This is a genomic window from Klebsiella pneumoniae complex sp. WS1778 (genome assembly GCF_049472055.1).
Classification (GTDB): Bacteria; Pseudomonadota; Gammaproteobacteria; order Enterobacterales; family Enterobacteriaceae; genus Klebsiella; species Klebsiella quasipneumoniae.
This window is the reverse complement of sequence record NZ_JBKGTJ010000002.1, coordinates 62,307-81,063: the sequence shown is the minus strand read 5'-3', so window position 1 is coordinate 81,063 and position 18,757 is coordinate 62,307. Positions and strand designations below refer to the sequence as shown.

21 protein-coding genes are annotated in these 18,757 nt (G+C 56.6%); 10 read left to right on the top strand and 11 right to left on the bottom strand.

Annotated features, from left to right (window positions below):
- Positions 1 to 85: 85 nt before the first annotated feature.
- Positions 86 to 253 (top strand): ribosome modulation factor, encoded by a 168-nt coding sequence (gene rmf / locus ACLEXF_RS10425; RefSeq protein ID WP_002898396.1) that lies wholly within the window; start codon positions 86 to 88, stop codon positions 251 to 253.
- A 68-nt stretch (positions 254 to 321) separates the two neighbouring features.
- Here rmf and fabA read toward each other — a convergent pair whose 3' ends face one another.
- Entirely contained in the window at positions 322 to 840 is a 519-nt protein-coding gene (gene fabA / locus ACLEXF_RS10420; RefSeq protein WP_004201428.1) for a bifunctional 3-hydroxydecanoyl-ACP dehydratase/trans-2-decenoyl-ACP isomerase, read from the bottom strand.
- A gap of 69 nt (positions 841 to 909) precedes the next feature.
- Positions 910 to 2,667, bottom strand: coding sequence for an AAA family ATPase (locus ACLEXF_RS10415; RefSeq protein ID WP_017899459.1), 1,758 nt, complete (start codon positions 2,665 to 2,667; stop codon positions 910 to 912).
- 185 nt (positions 2,668 to 2,852) lie between these two features.
- Here ACLEXF_RS10415 and matP point away from each other — a divergent pair, with 185 nt between their 5' ends.
- Entirely contained in the window at positions 2,853 to 3,305 is a 453-nt protein-coding gene (gene matP / locus ACLEXF_RS10410; RefSeq protein ID WP_002898404.1) for a macrodomain Ter protein MatP, read from the top strand.
- A gap of 194 nt (positions 3,306 to 3,499) precedes the next feature.
- Here matP and ompA read toward each other — a convergent pair whose 3' ends face one another.
- Together ompA and sulA are read right to left on the bottom strand one after the other, a co-directional pair.
- Positions 3,500 to 4,570: a porin OmpA gene (gene ompA / locus ACLEXF_RS10405; RefSeq protein WP_002898408.1), complete on the bottom strand. Its 1,071-nt coding sequence runs from the start codon at positions 4,568 to 4,570 to the stop codon at positions 3,500 to 3,502.
- 352 nt (positions 4,571 to 4,922) lie between these two features.
- Positions 4,923 to 5,432: an SOS-induced cell division inhibitor SulA gene (gene sulA / locus ACLEXF_RS10400; protein WP_017899460.1), complete on the bottom strand. Its 510-nt coding sequence runs from the start codon at positions 5,430 to 5,432 to the stop codon at positions 4,923 to 4,925.
- 25 nt (positions 5,433 to 5,457) lie between these two features.
- Between sulA and ACLEXF_RS10395 the strand changes: the two genes are divergently transcribed.
- Positions 5,458 to 5,763, top strand: coding sequence for a hypothetical protein (locus ACLEXF_RS10395; RefSeq protein ID WP_153351982.1), 306 nt, complete (start codon positions 5,458 to 5,460; stop codon positions 5,761 to 5,763).
- Between the two features lie 17 nt (positions 5,764 to 5,780).
- Complete coding sequence (locus ACLEXF_RS10390) at positions 5,781 to 6,377, top strand: TfoX/Sxy family DNA transformation protein (protein WP_004201433.1); 597 nt, start codon at positions 5,781 to 5,783, stop codon at positions 6,375 to 6,377.
- A gap of 10 nt (positions 6,378 to 6,387) precedes the next feature.
- Here the strand turns inward: ACLEXF_RS10390 and yccS are convergent, their stop codons facing one another.
- On the bottom strand, positions 6,388 to 8,523 hold the full coding sequence (gene yccS / locus ACLEXF_RS10385; RefSeq protein ID WP_004201435.1) for a YccS family putative transporter: 2,136 nt from the start codon (positions 8,521 to 8,523) through the stop codon (positions 6,388 to 6,390).
- A 17-nt stretch (positions 8,524 to 8,540) separates the two neighbouring features.
- The gene (locus ACLEXF_RS10380) at positions 8,541 to 8,987 is read right to left on the bottom strand and encodes a YccF domain-containing protein (protein WP_004201437.1); all 447 of its coding nucleotides are present in this window, start codon (positions 8,985 to 8,987) and stop codon (positions 8,541 to 8,543) included.
- A 124-nt stretch (positions 8,988 to 9,111) separates the two neighbouring features.
- Here ACLEXF_RS10380 and helD point away from each other — a divergent pair, with 124 nt between their 5' ends.
- Entirely contained in the window at positions 9,112 to 11,166 is a 2,055-nt protein-coding gene (gene helD / locus ACLEXF_RS10375; protein WP_407259865.1) for a DNA helicase IV, read from the top strand.
- Between the two features lie 11 nt (positions 11,167 to 11,177).
- On the opposite strand, the gene mgsA is transcribed toward helD, so the two are convergent.
- On the bottom strand, positions 11,178 to 11,636 hold the full coding sequence (mgsA, locus tag ACLEXF_RS10370; protein WP_004201439.1) for a methylglyoxal synthase: 459 nt from the start codon (positions 11,634 to 11,636) through the stop codon (positions 11,178 to 11,180).
- Between the two features lie 154 nt (positions 11,637 to 11,790).
- On the opposite strand from mgsA, the gene ACLEXF_RS10365 reads away from it, so the two are divergent.
- A complete protein-coding gene (locus ACLEXF_RS10365; RefSeq protein WP_004201441.1) occupies positions 11,791 to 12,204 on the top strand; it encodes a CoA-binding protein in 414 nt (137 codons plus the stop codon).
- Between the two features lie 28 nt (positions 12,205 to 12,232).
- Here ACLEXF_RS10365 and hspQ read toward each other — a convergent pair whose 3' ends face one another.
- Positions 12,233 to 12,550: a heat shock protein HspQ gene (gene hspQ / locus ACLEXF_RS10360; RefSeq protein ID WP_002898441.1), complete on the bottom strand. Its 318-nt coding sequence runs from the start codon at positions 12,548 to 12,550 to the stop codon at positions 12,233 to 12,235.
- Positions 12,551 to 12,609: 59 nt separating this feature from the next.
- The gene (gene rlmI / locus ACLEXF_RS10355) at positions 12,610 to 13,812 is read right to left on the bottom strand and encodes a 23S rRNA (cytosine(1962)-C(5))-methyltransferase RlmI (protein WP_114505843.1); all 1,203 of its coding nucleotides are present in this window, start codon (positions 13,810 to 13,812) and stop codon (positions 12,610 to 12,612) included.
- 190 nt (positions 13,813 to 14,002) lie between these two features.
- On the opposite strand from rlmI, the gene ACLEXF_RS10350 reads away from it, so the two are divergent.
- The 3 genes from ACLEXF_RS10350 to yccX are packed head-to-tail and all read left to right on the top strand — an operon-like array spanning position 14,003 to position 15,693.
- Positions 14,003 to 14,557, top strand: coding sequence for a YbhB/YbcL family Raf kinase inhibitor-like protein (locus tag ACLEXF_RS10350; RefSeq protein ID WP_060656400.1), 555 nt, complete (start codon positions 14,003 to 14,005; stop codon positions 14,555 to 14,557).
- Positions 14,558 to 14,574: 17 nt separating this feature from the next.
- Positions 14,575 to 15,363 carry an AraC family transcriptional regulator gene (locus ACLEXF_RS10345; protein WP_004201445.1) on the top strand — a complete coding sequence of 263 codons (789 nt, stop codon included), beginning with the start codon at positions 14,575 to 14,577 and terminating at the stop codon, positions 15,361 to 15,363.
- A gap of 48 nt (positions 15,364 to 15,411) precedes the next feature.
- On the top strand, positions 15,412 to 15,693 hold the full coding sequence (gene yccX, locus ACLEXF_RS10340) for an acylphosphatase (RefSeq protein WP_004201446.1): 282 nt from the start codon (positions 15,412 to 15,414) through the stop codon (positions 15,691 to 15,693).
- On the opposite strand, the gene tusE is transcribed toward yccX, so the two are convergent.
- Both tusE and yccA read right to left on the bottom strand, forming a co-directional pair.
- Positions 15,690 to 16,019, bottom strand: a complete 330-nt coding sequence (gene tusE, locus ACLEXF_RS10335; protein ID WP_004201447.1) for a sulfurtransferase TusE — start codon at positions 16,017 to 16,019, stop codon at positions 15,690 to 15,692. The genes yccX and tusE overlap by 4 nt on opposite strands.
- 87 nt (positions 16,020 to 16,106) lie before the next feature.
- Complete coding sequence (gene yccA, locus ACLEXF_RS10330; RefSeq protein ID WP_002898458.1) at positions 16,107 to 16,766, bottom strand: FtsH protease modulator YccA; 660 nt, start codon at positions 16,764 to 16,766, stop codon at positions 16,107 to 16,109.
- A 268-nt stretch (positions 16,767 to 17,034) separates the two neighbouring features.
- Here yccA and ACLEXF_RS10325 point away from each other — a divergent pair, with 268 nt between their 5' ends.
- Positions 17,035 to 18,687, top strand: coding sequence for an ABC transporter substrate-binding protein (locus ACLEXF_RS10325; protein WP_423265764.1), 1,653 nt, complete (start codon positions 17,035 to 17,037; stop codon positions 18,685 to 18,687).
- Positions 18,688 to 18,757 lie beyond the last annotated feature (70 nt).

Here is an 18,757-nt window from a genome sequence, read left to right as displayed (position 1 = left end):
TTTCGCGGTATTCGTAACCCGTGGCTGCATAATTTGCGACCACTGTTTTCTTTTCCACCAGATCAAAGAATGAGGGAAACGAGGCATGAAGAGACAAAAACGAGATCGCCTGGAACGGGCACATCAACGCGGATATCAGGCGGGTATCGCAGGAAGATCGAAAGAAATGTGTCCATACCAGAGCCTTAATCAACGCTCATGGTGGCTGGGAGGCTGGCGAGAAGCCATGGAGGACAGGGTACTAACGGCCTGACACTGTCTCTTTAAAAAAGAAGCCTCCGCATAGCGGGGGCTTCGCCTTTTAACCGCTGCTGAACGTTATCAGAAAGCGGAAGTATCCTGGAACAGACCCACTTTCAGATCGCTTGCGGTGTAGATCAGGCGATCGTCAACCAGCACTTCACCATCCGCAAGGCCCATAATCAGACGACGGTTAACGATGCGCTTGAAGTGGATGCGGTAGGTCACTTTTTTCGCGGTCGGCAGAACCTGACCCGTGAATTTCACTTCGCCAACGCCCAGCGCGCGGCCTTTGCCTTCGCCACCGAGCCAGCCGAGATAGAAACCCACCAGCTGCCACATGGCATCCAGGCCCAGGCAGCCCGGCATCACCGGATCGCCGATAAAGTGGCAACCGAAGAACCACAGGTCCGGGTTGATGTCGAGTTCGGCCTCAACATAACCTTTGTCGTAGTTACCACCGGTTTCGGTCATTTTGATGACGCGGTCCATCATCAGCATGTTTGGCGCCGGCAACTGCGGGCCTTTCGCGCCGAACAGTTCACCACGACCAGAGGCAAGAAGATCTTCTTTTGTATAGGATTCGCGTTTATCTACCATGTTTTCAGTAAGCCTTATTTTAAGTTCGGGACGCAGGATAGCTAACACGTGTAAGCTGAACAAGTCCGATCAGTTAGAACTTGTCCCACCTAACCAGCGTAGCGGCCACGGAAAACGATGGCGAGTCTCCTGCTGGGTCGCCTGCGCTATCCGCTCCTGAATGGTTTGTCGCAGCGTCTGTCCTTCACCGTCCCACATCAGCTGGGTCAACATCGGCAGCGCTTCGCTAATATCGTCTATTGCCCAGATAGCAAACTGGTTGTCGGCAACGGCCTGACGTAGCTCGTGGCTCAGGCTAAGATGGCGAACGTTGGCGGCAGGGATAATCACTCCCTGTTTGCCGGTTAAACCGCGCTGCTGGCAGATAGTGAAGAAGCCTTCAATTTTCTCGTTCAGACCGCCGACCGGCTGCACACGACCAAACTGGTCGACAGAGCCGGTGATCGCGATGCTTTGATTAATCGGCACGTTGGCCAGAGCGCTGATTAAGGCGCAGAGTTCAGCCATGGAGGCGCTGTCGCCATCCACTTCACTGTAGGACTGCTCAAAGGTCAGCGAAGCGGAGAAGGGGAGTTGTTGCTCCAGCTCCAGCTCGGACATCAGAAAAGCCTGCATGATCATCATGCCTTTCGCATGAATGTTGCCGCCCAGCTCGGCTTTACGCTCGACGTCGATAAACTCGCCGTCGCCAATGTGCACGACGCAGCTGATGCGCGAAGGTTCGCCGAAGGCGCGTGGATGACCGGGGAATTCAATGACCGAGAGGGCGTTAATCTGCCCGACGCATTCGCCTTCGGTTTCAATCAGGATCTGTTCCTGCAGGATTTCCTCCTGCATACGCTCCGCCAGGTAGCCCTCACGCCACTCACGACGCGCCAGCATCGTCTGCATCGCTTCGCCGGTAATCTCTTCGCCTTCGCAGAAGGCGGCAGACTCACGCAGCTGGCGGGCTATCCATAGCGGGCTGAGCGGCAGGGTCTCCTGGTCGCCGGTGTAGCGCGTTCCTTCATCGATCAGCAGTGGCCAGGCATCGCTCGCCGGGCCCGGTAGTTCCAGCTGCTGTGCATTCTGCCATACCCACTGGCACCAGGCCTTCAGCGTATCGGCGTCTGCAAACTGCAGGGTGTCTTCATACTCACTATAGATGGCCTGGGCAGAGAGCTCTGGCTCCATTTCCTGGAAATCGGCCAGAGATTCGCGTTCGCCCACCAGCATGACTTTCAGGCTCAGCGGCATGGAAGGGATGCTGACCGGCAGCGGCCGTGATTCATCGATGGAGAGCCAGTCAAAGCGTTGACGGGTCACCATATTTTTCAGGCGCACCCACAGTAGCGGTTGTGCCAGTAGTGTGCGTAGTGAAAGCACCAGCACGCCGCCGTTGGCCTGATGGACCAGGCCAGGCTGAAGTGTGATTTCACCGTTAAACTGGCGTACGCAGCCAAACAGCTGTTCCGCCTCCAGCCAATCGGCCGCCACGACCGGAGCGGTACTGGCAAAATTATCTTCAGCGCGTTGCGCCGGCGCGAGCGTCACGTGAGCGCCGTTAACCTCATAGCGGACTCCGTGAAGCGGTGCGGCAGGTTCGTGCAGCGTACGAGTTTCAGCCGCCAGCCATTGCAGATATTCCGGCTCCTCAGGGGCTTTCACCAGCATGAAGGAGGAGACTGCCGGGGTGCACAGCAGCTGCTCAAGCGCATAGAACAAACGCGGCTGCAGATCGCCCGAGAGGGAAGGGGCCGGATGAGAGAGTTCAGCTTGAGCAAACAGCGCCTGGTAAGGTTCCAGATCAGGCGCAAGGTCGGTTCGGGTCAGTTTCGTAATGGTCAAAGTCGCTGTTTTTTAGTTAGATGTAAAGCGCGCAATTATACCTGATGCCGCGTCAGAGCACACGGAGGATTATGAGTACCCCGATGATTACCCGGCCATCCACATCACGAATAATGATTTATATTCAGCACATCAGGAAAAAACTGATATCCTGAAATGAGTTACACGGTCACATTGAGATCGCAATGAAATATCAACAACTGGAAAATCTTGAAAGCGGCTGGAAATGGAAATATCTGGTAAAGAAGCACCGGGAAGGTGAGCTGATTACCCGCTACATTGAGGCCAGCGCTGCGCAAGCTGCGGTAGATGACTTGCTGACGCTCGAGAATGAACCTGTGCTGGTGCATGCCTGGATTGAGCAGCATATGAATCCGGCGCTGATGAACCGCATGAAGCAGACTATCCGCGCGCGACGGAAACGCCATTTTAACGCCGAGCATCAGCATACGCGTAAGAAGTCAATCGACCTTGAGTTTGTCGTCTGGCAGCGCCTTGCCGGTCTGGCGCAGCGGCGGGGGAAAACCTTGTCCGAAACCATTGTTCAGCTGATTGAGGATGCTGAGCATAAAGAGAAATATGCCAGTAAAATGTCGAGCCTGAAGCACGATCTGCAGGTACTGCTGGGTAAAGAGTAACCGGCATGCCCGATCAGCGGTTGCTAAGGCGCAGGTCGCAGCGCACGGTCGACAATGCACAATCCATCGCTCACGGTCTTTAGCTATCAGCTATCAGCTATCAGCTATCAGCTTCAGCTTCAGCCTTCAGCCGCTAAAGCGAGCGAGAAGGCATAAAAAAACCCGCCGAAGCGGGTTTTTTCATCAGTGATAACTTAAGCCGCAGGCTGAGTTACAACTTCTTTGTAGCCTTTAACTTCGATCTCTACACGACGATCCGGAGCCAGGCAGTCGATCAGGGCAGCGCGAGCTTTCACGTTGTCACAGGTGTTGCCAGTAACCGGGTTGGATTCACCCATGCCGCGAGCGGAGATTTTGCCAGCCGGGATGCCTTTAGCAACCAGGTAGTCAACAACGGACTGAGCACGTTTCTCAGACAGCTGCTGGTTGTAAGCTTCGGAACCGATGCGGTCGGTGTAGCCCAGAACAACAGCGGAACCGTCTTTCGGATCCATGTTGCTCAGCTGGGTGTACAGCTGATCCAGAGCCTGCTGACCTTCCGGTTTCAGGGTTGCTTTGTTGAAGTTGAACAGTACGTCAGACTTCAGGGTGAAGTGCTTGGTCGCCACTTCCGGAGCCGGAGCCGGAGCCGGAGCTACAACCGGTGCAGCATCTTCCTGACCGAAACGGTAGGAAACACCCAGGCTCAGCATGCCGTTATCAGGACGGGTACCAACAGTGCCAGCGTCGCCGATGTTGTTAACCCACTGGTATTCCAGACGGGTAGCGATGTCACGAGTAACAGCCCACTCTACGCCGCCAGCAAATACTGGGGATACGCCAGTGTCGTGTTCGCTACGGGAAACGCCGGTGGAAGCGTAGTTGCCTTTGGAGTCAGCGCGCCAAACCATGCCGCCCAGACGGGTGTAGATATCCAGATCGTCAGTGATCGGGTAACCCAGTTTAGCGGTCAGCTGAACGCCCTGAGCTTTGAAAGCACCGTTATCAACGCTGCCTTTATATGCCATACGGCCCAGCCAGTCATAACCCATTTCGAAACCGAGGTACGGGTTAACCTGGTAACCACCGAACGCACCAGCACCAAGCTGATCGTTACGGGTCGGACCATTGTTGTTCTGGAAACCGTTACCGTAGAAACCGGTGTCGTGATACTGGGACCAACCCAGTTTACCACCTGCATACCAGGTGTTATCTTTCGGAGCGGCCTGCGCTACGGTAGCGAAGCCAGCCAGTGCCACTGCAATCGCGATAGCTGTCTTTTTCATTTTTTGCGCCTCATTATCATCCAAAATTCGCCATGAAGTTACAAAAGACCTCACGGTTAAATCCTTCACCGGGGGCGTGACTTGTTGTTAACTATGCTGATACATGCAGCGTAAGCCGATCACCCCTGGCGATGTAAAGTCTACAACTTAGTTCAAAACTTACAAGTGTGAACTCTGTCAGGCATATGAAAAAAAAGGGTTGTGTACACAATATTTAACAAATATGGTTGATTTTCGTACACGAAAAAAAGGCACAAATCCCCGTGTGGCAGGCATTCCGCGAAAAAGACCCTAAAAAACACAACGCCTTTACCACCGGTAAAAAAAATTCCAGGAATAATCCTAATTTCACTCAATGATACAAATTTGAGTGAATTTTTAGCCCGCTGAGTTGTCTGCCGAGCGTGCCCTGATTTCGGACCGGGCGCATGATGAACCCCATTGCGCAGCCTTCCTGGGCGGCATTGACCAGACGCTCATGTTCGTCAGCGGTTAACTCCTCCGCCAGCCAGCAGATAACCACACTATAATTACCGGTGCGCAGAGCACGGATCATAGAGTCTACGGTATGGCAAGGAGAGAGCTGGCTAATTTGCATGACTTTAGACAGCGGCAGACCGGCAGACTGAACCCACTCGCGGCTTAGCTTTTGTTGCGGCGTAAGCCACAGCTGCCAGCGAGACTGTTGACCCAGCTGCTGTAATAAAGGTAGCAACAACAACTGTGTCATCATGGGTTGATCTTCACGATAGACAATTTCACTGATCAGCCCATTGGCGGCCTGTTCGCCAGAACGATGAGCGTAGTGGCCTGCCGGAGCAGAAGCCTGTGCTGAACGGTTTGCGTGAGCTGAAGTAAACATAGTCTATCCCGCCTGTAGTTACTGTATGCATATACAGTATATCCGCCAGGGGAAAAGATCAACCGCAATTTGTCATTTTGCTGATGGAAATTTAATCGCTTTCAGCCACCCTGACTGTCCGGCTTTGCGGCTGACCTCAACACCATCCTTAACGCCAGCTAATCCTTTCTCTCCTGTCTTCCAGTTGCAGCAACAGCTGCAATTTTCTGAAAGCGTCTCGCAAAACCGCACTCTGGTGGAAAAGCAGGCAAAAATCATCTTGCTGCTGTCAGGGAAGTCCCTTATGTTTTCTCTTAGCGGATCCGTTAACAACTTAAGTTTAATTACATGATTCACAAAGGAATGATCATGAAAAAACTTGTATGTCCGCGGCTCCCGCAATTTCAGGCCTGCGTCTCACCGCTGGGTCAACTTCACTCTCGCCCCCTGTTTGGCGGCTACAGCCTGGCTATCGAAGATACCGTGTTTGCGATGGTGGCAGAGGGAAATATTTATCTGAAAGCCTGCGAGCAGAGCGCTGCCTATCGGGTAGAACACCATAATCCTTTATTGATGCTGCGCCGACATGGGCGCATCGTGCCGCTAAAGTATTATCAAATTGACGATGCCTTGTGGCGCGATGAGAAACAGCTTTTCCGCTTATCGCTGATGTCGTGGCAGAGCGCCCAGCGTGAAAAATGTCGCCGCCGGTCGTCGGGACGCCTGAAAGATTTACCTAATATCAGCTTTCATATGGAATTGCAGCTGATTCACTCGGGCATACCAGATGTGTTAGCGCTACGGGAGGTGGGCGCCCGCCAGGCCTGGCTAAAGCTGCGTGAGAACAATGCTTCCCTATCACACAACGTCTTGCTGGCGCTGGAGGGGGCTATCGTTGGCGTCCATGCCGCCGCGCTCCCGACGCCACGGCGTCAGGAGCTTCTGGAATGGGCGGCTGCCCGCTAGTGGACAACGGTTATTCCGTTTGAGCGTGTACCCGCTGCTGCAGGCGGCAGATTTCAGGCAACAGCGCCAGCAGCAGGCCAATCTGTTGTAACACAAGGGGCTCTTTACTGTCCGCGCGCGGCTCCAGATGGTGGATCCGGTCTTGCAGGCTGGCCAACGCCTTCTGCACTCGCTGTTCATCCGCTGGGGTATGATGTAAGGCGTCATCCACATAGCAGACCGCATCATCCAGCAGGGCGAGGATGTCCGGCGTGGACAGTTTTTCCCGATGCGCGCCGAGGGCGGAGATGTAGCTGGTGAAGGTATGATTGAGACACAGCAGGCGAAAGGCGGTCTCGCGCTGTGCGGCATCCGCCCGTGGTTCCGTCGACAAGTTCGAGACGACGGAAGCCAGCTCAGCATCGCGGTTGTAGGCGTCACGGCGTGCGACACGGTAGGCCAGCCGGTTGTCGCGGCCCTGGTGGTACTGCTCCAGGATGGCATCCAGATAACGGCAGTTCGCGTTCATCGCGCGATCCAACACCCGTGGCAGGTTGCGGAATTTCCAGTCCGGCCAGATGAAGCTCACTGCCGCCCAGGCGATGGCGCAGCCGATCAGCGTATCAATGATGCGCGGCAGGGCGACTTCAAAACCTTCGCCAAGCAGGTTAAAGCACAGCAGCACCAGCAGCGTAATAAACATCGTGGCATGGGCGTACTGCACGTTACGGAAGGCAAAGAACAGCACGCCGGTGAGAACGATCAGCAGCAGCTGTCCTTCAACCGACGGTACCAGCAGGAGGACCGGCAGGCCGATCGCCACCCCGACCAGGGTGCCGATGATCCGCAACGCCAGGCGATGGCGGGTGGCGTTATAGTTCGGCTGACAGACGAACAAGCTGGTCAGCAGGATCCAGTAGCCATGCTGAAGCCCGGTAAACTGGATAAAAGCGTAGCCGGCGCAAAGCACCAGCGACATACGCACCGCGTGGCGAAAGAGGGCTGACTCTGGCGACATATTGCGCTGCAGGCGCAGCCAGATATCGTTCAGCCCGCCGAGCCTGTCGTCGGCCAGCAGCGTCTCGGTATTACTCCCGGCGGGAGCGGTGGTTTGCACCGATTCAATCGTGGCCAGCTGCGCATCAATGGCGCGCAGGTTATTGAGTAAATAGCCGAGGGCGTTGAGCTGCTCGTCGGATGCGCCGCCGGCGCGCACGCGCTCGAGTGCTGCATCGAGATGCATAAACGCCCGTTCGAAATGGGCATCATGCTGATAGGGTTCGCGCAGCAGAATCGCCCGCGAGAGTTTCTGACAGGCCTGCGCCTGCATCGACAGCATGCGCTGGAAACGGAACATCACATCGCTGTAGCGGAATTGATCGCGCAGGGTCTGATATTGGATATGCGATGAGCTGGCGCGTTCATGAATATCCTGGGCCACAAAGTAATACTGCAGCGTGCGACGAGTACCGCGCTGCCCACGGTCGCCTCGTAGACGGGTCAACAGTGAAACCTTGGTTTGGTTAAGGGTCGCCACCAGCTGGCCGTTGGCGAGGGCCAGATCGTACAGCGGCGCCTGGCTCTCATCCTCAAGGTCTGGATCAAACAGCCGTGATTTGAGCTCCAGATAGCGGGCCAGTTGCTCATAGCTACGCGCCAGGTTGTCCTGCAGTGGACGAATCGGAAAGATCAGGTGGCCGGACAGCGTCAGCAGGTTGTACCACACGGCACCCGCCAGCAGGAACAACGGCTGCAGATACCAGTGATCGTACAGCGTAACGCCAAGCATGGTGTAGATGGCGATAAGCAGGGCGCCGAAGGCAATGGTCGCATAGCGCTGGCCGAGGCCGCCGAGCAAAATAAAGCCGATGGTAGACACGGTCAGACCAAGGGCAAACAGCGGCGGCCACGGAAACAGCAGCTCCACAGAGGCGGAGGCGATGAAAAAGCAAACCAGAGTAATGGCGAGGTTGCGCAGACGGCCCGCCAGACGGTCGTCAAGGTCGGTCAGCGCCGCGGCCACGACGCCGAGGGTGAGGGGGATGGTCAGTTTGACTTCGCCGATCCACCAGGGAAACAGCGTCGTGCCGCAGAGCGCGATAAAAATGCGTACGTTATAAAGCCAGGCGCTGTTCCAGGTGTAGCGGCGTAGCAGGGGGCTAATCATGTCCGTGTTCCGTTCGGTTACTGAAAGCGACGACGCGCATTGGCTTCACGCGCGGCGCGCGCGGTTTCCACAGAGACGACCCGGCGCCCCACTGGCCAGAGGGCGATGGCGGCGATTTTAAAATTAGCGATCCCCACCGGGATGCCTATGATAGTCAGGCACTGGGCGATGCCGCTGAAAATATGCATCAGGCACAACCACCAGCCGAAAAAAATAAACCACAAAATGTTCAGGATGGTGCCGCCGGCGTTCAGCAGACTGTTTTGTCGACCAGGCTCGAGCTCATCAACATGAATCGCCTCGTTACCGTAGGGGAATAACGAAAGGCGAGTGATTTCCCAGCAGGAACGAGTCAGCGGCAGCGTGACGATCAGCATAATGCTGACCAGGGTGGCGAGCAGCCAGCCTAAAGTGGTGGCGAAACCGCCAAGAATAAAGTTCAGAATATTCAGAATGGTACGCATAAACCCTCGGTTTTGCCCTGTGGATAAGAAGACCTGACAATTGTAACGTTTTTTTGCGCTGGAGCACCTGGTCCGGGGCGGTTAAACTGAAAAACAATCCACCCTGATTGAAAATCGACATTATATGGAACTTAAAGCGACAACATTGGGCAAACGCATGGCTCAGCATCCTTATGACAGGGTGCAGTTACTGAACGCCGGGGTAAAGGTTTCCGGCGATCGTCATGAGTATCTTATCCCTTTCAATCAGTTATTGTCAGTGCATTGTAAGCGCGGTCTGGTCTGGGGCGAACTGGAGTTTGTGCTGCCGGACGATAAAGTCGTGCGTTTGCACGGTACCGAATGGAGCGAAACGCAGCGCTTTTATCACCATTTACATACGCTCTGGCAGCAGTGGAGCACGGAAATGAGCGATATCGCCGCCGGGGTGCTGAAGCAGCAGCTGGCAGCCATCGAACGCACCCGGGCAGAAGGTAAGTGGCTGACGCGTCAGCAGGTAGCGAACGTTCAGGATAATATTCGCCATGCGTTAACCGGGCTGCCGATGCCCACCAGCCGGCTTGACGCCTTTGATAACTGCCGGGAACTGTGGCGGGAGTGTCAGCGCTGGTTAGGGGATATTGAAGCGGCGCGTCAGGCCCATAACCAGGCCTTTACCGAGGCGATGCTGGAGCAGTATCGCGGCTTTTTTGACGGCGTGGAATCCTCCCCGCTCAACCCGTCGCAGGCGCGGGCGGTGGTGAACGGCGAGCGCTCCCTGCTGGTGCTGGCGGGAGCGGGCAGTGGTAAAACTTCGGTGCTGGTGGCGCGAGCGGGCTGGCTGCTGGCGCGGGGAGAAGCGGCGGCAGAGCAAATACTGCTGCTGGCGTTCGGCCGCCAGGCGGCGCAGGAGATGGATGAGCGGATCCGCGAGCGTCTGGCTTCAGACGATATTACCGCTCGCACCTTCCACTCGCTGGCGCTGCATATTATCCAGCAGGGCAGCAAAAAAGTGCCCACCATCAGTAAGCTGGAAAGCGATACTGCGGCCCGCCACGCATTGCTGCTGAAAAGCTGGCAAAAGCAGTGCCAGGAGAAAAAAGCGCAGGCGAAAGGCTGGCGTCTGTGGCTGGAAGAGGAGATGGGCTGGCAACTGCCGGAGGGGGACTTCTGGCAGGATAAAAAAGTGCAGCGGCGGATGGCCAGCCGGCTTGACCGCTGGATCAGCCTGATGCGCATGCGCGGCGGCTCCCAGGCGGAGATGATCGCCGGCGCGCCGGAAACGGTACGCGATCTGTTCAGTAAACGGGTGAAGCTGATGTCGCCGCTACTGAAAGAGTGGAAAGCGGCGCTGAAGGCGGAGAATGCGGTCGATTTTTCCGGCCTGATCCATCAGGCGGTCAATATTCTCGATAAAGGCCGCTTTGTCAGCCCGTGGAAACACATTCTGGTGGATGAATTTCAGGATATTTCGCCGCAGCGAGCCTCGCTGCTGGCCGCGCTACGCCGGCAAAATAGCCAAACTACGCTCTTTGCCGTTGGCGATGACTGGCAGGCGATTTATCGGTTCAGCGGGGCGCAGCTCTCCCTGACCACCGCGTTCAACCATTACTTTGGCGAAGGGGACTGCTGTGCGCTGGATACCACCTATCGTTTTAACGGGCGTATCGGCGAAATAGCCAATGGTTTTATCCAGCAGAATCCGCATCAGTTAAGCAAACCGCTGAACAGCCTGACCGCGGGAGATAAAAAGGCCGTCACGCTGTTAGCCGACGATAAGCTGGACGATCTTCTGGATAAATTGAGCGGTTACGTTAAGCCCGAGCAGCGGATCCTGCTGCTTGCCCGCTATCACCATCTTAAGCCCGAGGCACTTGATAAAGCGGCGACGCGCTGGCCGCACCTGCAGCTTGATTTTATGACCATTCATGCCAGCAAAGGTCAGCAGGCCGACTATGTCATTGTGCTGGGACTGCAGGAGGGCGTGGATGCGTTTCCGGCCCCGGCGCGCGAGTCGATCATCGAGGAGGCGCTCCTGCCGCAGCCGGAAGATTTTCCGGATGCGGAGGAGCGTCGACTGCTGTACGTGGCCATAACCCGCGCCCGTCACCGGGTGTGGCTGTTATTTAACAAGGCGCAACCGTCGCCGTTTGTTGAGATCCTGCAGGCGCTGGATGTGCCTGTGGCCAGGAAGCCGTAATCGCGGCTCGATTATTTCAGGCGCTCGGCAAGATAGCGTGGATAATCCGGGATCAGAATATCGAGCGGTTGAGCGAAGTGCGGCGACTGGATAATAAAGTCAGCGGTGGAGACGTTAGTGGCGACCGGAATGTTCCAGACCGTGGCCAGGCGCAGCAAGGCTTTGACATCCGGGTCGTGAGGAACCGCGTTCAGCGGATCCCAGAAGAAGATCAGTACGTCGATTTTGCCTTCTGAAATGAGAGCGCCCACCTGCTGGTCGCCGCCCATCGGGCCGCTCAGCATGGCATTGACCTCCAGCCCGGTAGCCCGGGAGACCAGGTTGCCGGTAGTGCCGGTGGCGTACAAAACATGTTGCGCCAGCAGCGCCTGATGGCGAGCAACCCATTTCATCAGCATATCTTTGCAGTGATCGTGAGCCACCAGCGCGATATGTTTTTGCGCGGGCAGGGTACGTGTTGTCAGTTCCATATTTTCATTCCACATTTTGACCTGTTGACAGATTACTGAATGTGGCTGTCGCTGCAAGCATCGCGGATGAAAATTTTGCTGGATCTGTGGGTTAGCCTGGATGGCCCCCTGCTGCGGATTAGCATACACTTAGGTGAAATAGCAGGAGGAAACCATGAAAGAGAATGATATTGCTGACATCCTGACCTCGACACGGACGATTGCGCTGGTCGGAGCCAGCGACAAACCTGACCGTCCGAGCTACCGGGTCATGAAGTATCTGCTGGATCAGGGGTATCACGTTATCCCGGTTTCGCCGAAGGTGGCGGGCAAGACGCTGCTGGGGCAGCAGGGATATGGAACGCTTGCTGATGTTCCGGAAAAGGTCGACATGGTTGATGTCTTCCGTAATTCAGAAGCGGCATGGGGCGTGGCGCAGGAGGCGATTGCTATCGGCGCGAAAACGCTGTGGCTGCAGCTGGGAGTGATCAATGAGCAGGCCGCAGTGCTGGCCAGAGAAGCCGGGTTAAACGTGGTGATGGATCGCTGCCCGGCCATAGAGCTGCCGAGACTGGGATTAGCAAAATAACAAAAAACCCCGCCAGGCGGGGTTTTGTTTAGTTGCGAAGGCGCGGAGCCTGCAGCTGCTGGCGAATCGTTTTGGCCAGCTCGTCAAGGGACGGCTGTTCCGGGTGTTCGTCGCGGGTTTCGCTGCTCAGCTGCGCTTCTGCCAGATAGGTGTGGATCGGCTGACCGTCATCATCTTCCATCACTACATGGTACCAGGGCGCCGCACGCAGTTCGTCATTGGCGGCAATTTCATCCTCTTCCGGCTCCGCGAGCGAGTACTCGGGATCGACATCGACGATGACGCCCAGGTAGCCCAAGAGCGTATGGCGGACCTGTTGGCCGATACCGAATTTGCTGGCTATCATAGGCACCTCCTGGGAAACATGAATACTCCCTATATGAGGCTCATGTTTCGTTTTTCAAGTTACATGACGCGACAGGCAAACCCCTTCAGATACAGCCCTTCCGGGTAGGTTGCGATCACCGGGTGGTCGGCAGCCTGACGGAACTGTTCTATAAATTGTACATCACGCCCGGCATCAATTGCGGCATCCGCGATGATTTTCTGAAATAAATCGGTGGTCATCAGGCCGGAACAGGAGAAGGTCAGCAGCACGCCGCCGGGGTTCAGCAGCTGGATCGCCAGCATATTGATGTCTTTATAGCCGCGGCATGCACCCATCAACTGGCTTTTGTTTTCCACGAACTTCGGCGGATCCATCACGATGACGTCGAATTTCTCTCCCTGATCCCGGTACTTACGCAGCAGTTTGAATACGTCGTCGCGCACAAACTCCGCTTTGGACAGATCCAGTCCGTTGAGCTCCACGTTCTGGCGCGCAACGTCGAGCGCCTCCTGCGAGGTATCCACGCTGGTGACCTTGCGGCAGCCGCCCATCAGCGCCGACACCGCAAAGCCGCCGGTGTAGGAGAAGCAGTTCAACACCCGTTTGTCCGCCACGTAGCGACGGGTCGCCAGGCGACTGTCGCGCTGGTCGAGGTAGTAGCCGGTTTTGTGCCCGCCCTGAATATCAACCAACAGCTTCATACCGTGCTCGGTAATCGGCAGCAGCGCTGGCGGCAGTTCTCCCACCACCGGCCCCTGGGCCAGCTCCAGACCCTCTTTTTTACGCACCGCGACATCGCTGCGGTCGTAAATGGCGCAGTCCGGGAACAGGGTCTGCAGGGCGCTGATGATGGCGGCGCGCTGGTATTCGGCGCCTGCGCTGAGGAGCTGCAGCACGAAAAAGTTGCCAAAGCGGTCGATCGTCACGCCCGGCAGCCCATCAGACTCGCCGGCGATCAGACGGTAGCTGTCGAGGCCATCGCGCTCGGCCAGCCTGGCACGCCAGGTTTGCGCTTGCTGCAGGCGGCGTTCAAAGAAGGCGTTATCGATGGCTTCGTTGCGGTCGAATGTCCACACGCGGGCACGGATCTGTGACGAGGGCGAGTAAGCGCCGCGGGCCAGCCATTTTCCCTGATGGTCAACGATATCGATGGTTTCACCGCTGCGGGCTTTACCTTCCATACGGGCGACGCCGCCGGAGAAAATCCACGGATGGCGACGCAGCAGGGATTTCTCGCGTCCTTTGGCTAACACTAAGCGGGGGAATAGGGAATCTGTCATGGAGCTACCTTTAAGCAACGGGAATGTCGGCACCGAAAAATGGCGCGTAGATTAGCACACCTGGCGCACGCAAGCATCTTTCCTCCGGCAGGCGCAGGTGAGCGTTTCGGCACAAAACGCAGGCGCATCGGCACATTCACCGTGCATGGACTGTCATACCCTGTCTTCTCACCCCCAGGAGGAGAAGACGATGAAAACAGGAATGCGGATGACCGTGGCGATGGTCGCGGCAGTGAGCAGTGGCGCGATGGCAGCGCCGTTTAGCGTAAGCAGCGATGATATGCATGACGGGCAAGCGCTGGCCCAGCAGCACTGGTTTGCCGGTTTCGGCTGTACCGGAGGCAATGTCTCTCCGCAGCTGGCATGGAAAAATGCCCCAGCGGGGACGCGCAGCTTCGCGGTCACCGTCCGGGATCCTGATGCGCCTACCGGCAGCGGCTGGTGGCACTGGACGGTGGTCAATATCGCCAGCAGCGTCTTTTCGTTACCCGCTGGTGCGGGAGATAAAAACAGCGCTACACTGCCGGACGGAGCGGTGCAGGGGCGCAATGATTTTGGCTATGCCGGCTTCGGCGGCGCCTGCCCGCCGGCGGGAGATAAACCGCACCGCTACCGTTTTACGGTGTGGGCGCTGGATGTCCCCACGCTGCCGGTGAATGCCGAGGCCAGCGGGGCGCTGGTCGGGTATCTGTTACACAGCCATGCTCTCGCCAGAGCGCAATTGACGGCGACGGCCGGGCGCTAAAACAAAAGGTCGGTCTGATGGAGAGTATCCATTTTCAGCATAACGCCCTGACTGCCGCGGAGATTACCACCCGACGGCTGTGCAGGCTGCACCGCGTGCGTCTGTTTTCCCCGGCGCTCTGTCGGGTGAAACGCGGGAGCAAAGTGATTGTGCAAGGGGAGAGCCGTGTGCTGGCGACACCGCAACAGCTGATTGTGTTGCCGGCTGACGTTGAGCTGGAAGTGATTAACCAGCCGGACAACGGCCTCTTTTGCTCCGATCTGCTGTCGCTGACGCCTGAGCTGCTGACGGCGTTTAAGACCCGCTATCTCAGCGAAAAACCACCGGGGCGTCTGACTTCGCTCTGCGCCCCGGTGACCAGTGAGCTGGCTTTTATGTGGCAAAGCGTTCTCCAGGCGGTGCGGGAAGGATTATCCACTGCTTTGCAGCAGCACCAGACCATGGGCCTGCTGCTGGCGCTCCACGAGGCGGGGTATGCCGGCCCGCTGCTCGTCGAGCGGCAGCAGGATCTGTCGGCGCAGGTTCGGCAGCTGGTCATGCTATCGCCGGCGCAGGCATGGAGCGTGTCGCGGGTGGCGAAAATGCTCTTTCTCGGAGAGTCCACGCTGCGCCGTCGTCTGCAGCAGGAATCGCAGAGTTTTCGCCAGATCGTCGAGGAGGTGCGGATGGCCCACGCCCTGGGACAGCTGCAGACCACCTCGCGGCCAATAGGCGAAATCGCGCAGAACAGCGGATATCAGTCGGGATCGCGCTTTACCGCGCGCTTTCGCCAGCACTATGGTTTACTACCAAAGCACGTACGCTGAGCGAATTTGCTATCCTCAGCGTAAAGGGTAAGTCAAAAGGAGAGGTTAATGGCCAGTATCTGCACCATGGCATGGGTATACGGTTCCGTTCAGGGCGTAGGGTTTCGCTATTCCACGCAGCGGGAAGCGCTGCAGCTGGGGTTGACCGGCTATGCCCGCAATCTGGACGACGGCGGCGTAGAAGTCCTTGCCTGCGGCGAGGCGGAGCAGGTGGAGAAACTCATCGCCTGGCTGAAAGCCGGCGGGCCGCGCAGCGCGCGGGTTGACCGAGTGTTGACTGAACCCCATCAACCCACCCGCAGCTGGGACAAATTCGCGATCCTCTATTAGATGCACTTCACCGGCTTCGGCAGCCCGGCGATTTTGGTCGCCTGTTTGGCGGGGCCTTTCGGGAACAGGCGATAGAGATAGCGGCTGTTGCCTTTCTCTTCACCAAACTTGTTGGCCATCGCCTTGACCAGCATGCGGATCGCCGGTGAGGTGTTGAATTCAAGGTAAAACTCGCGCACAAAGCGCACCACTTCCCAGTGCTCAACGGCGAGCGTTATCCCTTCCTGCGCGGCGATAACGTCGGCCATCGCCTCGCTCCACTGGGTAGTATCCTTCAGATAGCCTTCGCTATCCGTCTCAATTTCGTTGCCTTCAAAAATAAACATAATTTTTCACATACCGCCTGAAACTGGCCGCAGTGTAGCAAAAAAAAAGGCCCCGCATAAGCGAGGCCTCTGGTAGCAGGGGAGCGGTTAGTCCCGGCTGGCGAAGCCCAGGATGCTCAGCAGGCTGACAAAGATGTTGTACAGCGAGACATACAGGCTGACCGTGGCGCGAATGTAGTTGGTTTCACCACCGCGGATGATGTTGCTGGTCTCGAACAGGATGGCGCCCGAAGAGATCAGGATGAACACCGCGCTAATCGCCAGGTGCAGCGCCGGCAGCTGCAGGAACAGGTTAGCGACCATACCAATCAGCACCACCACGACGCCGGCCATCAGCATACCGCCGAGGAAAGACATGTCTTTGCGCGTCGTCAGCACGTAGGCCGAGCAGCAGAAGAAGACCAGCGCCGTACCGCCCAGCGCCAGGCCGATTAAATCGCCCATGCCGGCAGAAAGGTATGCGTTCAGCATCGGCCCAAGGATATAGCCGAGAAAGCCGGTGAAGGCGAAGGCGGAAATAATCCCGGTGGGCTTATTCGCCGTTTTATAGGTCAGGAACATCAGACCGTACATCCCCACGAGGGTCAAAATCAGCCCCGGGGAAGGCAGCATCAGCACCGTGCTGGCGGTAGCGGTGATGGCGGAAAACGCCAGCGTCAGGCTGAGCAGGAAGTAGGTGTTACGCAGAACCTTGTGCGTGCTGAGCAGCGAGGAACGGTCACGCGATGATGTAATTATGCGATCCATGAGTCACTCTCTTATGACAGATGTAATTAGGGATAAAGAATAAGAAAAACAAGCGTGAAGCCCTAATGCTTTTACCCATCTTTACTTAGTTTTTGCCGCGTTTGACTAGCATAAAATTCTACATGGATTGGAAAAAGCGATATGTTTTCGCGTTTCGCTTCGGTGAGCCGATCGAAATCTTATAGGTTGCTGAAAAATATTGCTTTATTGAAATTCTGCGACTAAGTGTGGAAGGGGGAATAACTCCGTACGTTAAAGGCAAAGGGAAATGACATTACATAAAAACAATCACATCACGCGAACGCTCCTGGCCGTAAGTATGATAGCAATGTTCGGCGGGGCGCAGGCGGCGCAGGTGCCGCCGGGGACTCAGCTGGCAGAAAAGCAGGAACTGGTCAGAAATAACGGCAGTGAACCTGCCTCACTCGATCCGCATAAAGTCGAGAGCGACATTGAATTCAACATCATTAGCGATCTCTTTGAAGGGCTGGTCAGCGTGACGCCTGCGGGGGCGATCCAGCCCCGACTGGCGGAACGCTGGGAAAACAAGGACAACCTGTTATGGACCTTCCATTTACGCCCTGGTCTGACCTGGTCCGACGGCACGGCCATCACGGCGCAGGATATCGTCTGGAGCTGGCAACGGCTGGTCTCGCCAACCACCGCCTCCCCCTATGCGAGCTATCCCGGCAATATGCATATCGCCAACGCCCGTGAAATTGCCCTGGGGCAAAAGGGACCGGAGACGCTGGGGGTGAAAGCGCTGGACGACACCACGCTGCAGGTCACTCTGAACCAGCCGAATGCCGCCTTCCTGGCGATGCTGGCGCACCCTTCGCTGGTACCGATCGACAAAGTGCTGGTGGAGCGTTTTGCCGATAAATGGACCCGCCCAGAGCATATCGTTACCAGCGGCCCGTATAAGCTGACCCAATGGGTGGTGAATGAGCGGTTGGTGGCTGAACGTAATGCGAAGTACTGGGATAATGCGCACACCGTTATTAATAAAGTGACTTACCTGCCCATCTCTTCCGAGGCTGCCGATGTCAACCGCTACAAAGCGGGGGAGATCGATATTGTTTATACGGTGCCGATCAATCAGTTTGCGCAGTTGCAGAAAACCATGGGCGACCAGCTGGACGTTTCGCCGCAGCTGGCGACCTATTACTACGAATTCAATACTACCCGGCCGCCGTTTAACGACGCCCGAGTGCGTCGCGCGCTGAATATGGCGCTTGATAAAGATATCATTGCCGGAAAAGTACTTGGCCAGGGGCAGCGCCCGGCCTGGGTGATCAGCCAGCCGGATATCGGCGGTGTGACGCTGCACAACCCGGATTACGCCAGCTGGCCGCGCGAGAAGCGGATTGCCGAGGCGAAAAAACTGCTGGCGCAGGCGGGGTATGATGACAGTCACCCATTGGTCTTTACCCTGCTGTATAACACCTATGAGTCGCACCAGCGTATCGCCATCGCCGCCAGCTCTATGTGGAAGAAAAACCTCGGCGTCGAGGTGAAGCTGCAGAACCAGGAGTGGAAGACGATGCTGGATACCATGCATACGCATAACTTTGACGCTGTCCGCTATGCCTGGACCGCCGACTACGACGATGCCGCCACCTTCCTCAACACTTTCCGTACCGGGGATAGCGAGAACACCAGTCAGTACAGCAACCCGACTTACGATGAGGCGCTGCGCAATGCGGCGAAAGCCTCCGACGTGGCGAGCCGGGGCAAATACTATCAACAGGCGGAAGATCTGCTGGCGCAGGATGTTCCCGCCATTCCGGTCTATCACTATGTGCGTACCCATTTAGTGAAACCCTGGGTGGGAGGCTTCACGCCGGATAAGCTGGGGTATTACTACACCAAAGACATGTACATTAAAAAACACCCATCCGCTAGCGGCGACAGGCGCTGATTTTCTGCGCGAACTGCCTGAAATTCAGACGAATAACACAAAATTGTTTGTTTTTAAGGCAGTTGAACAA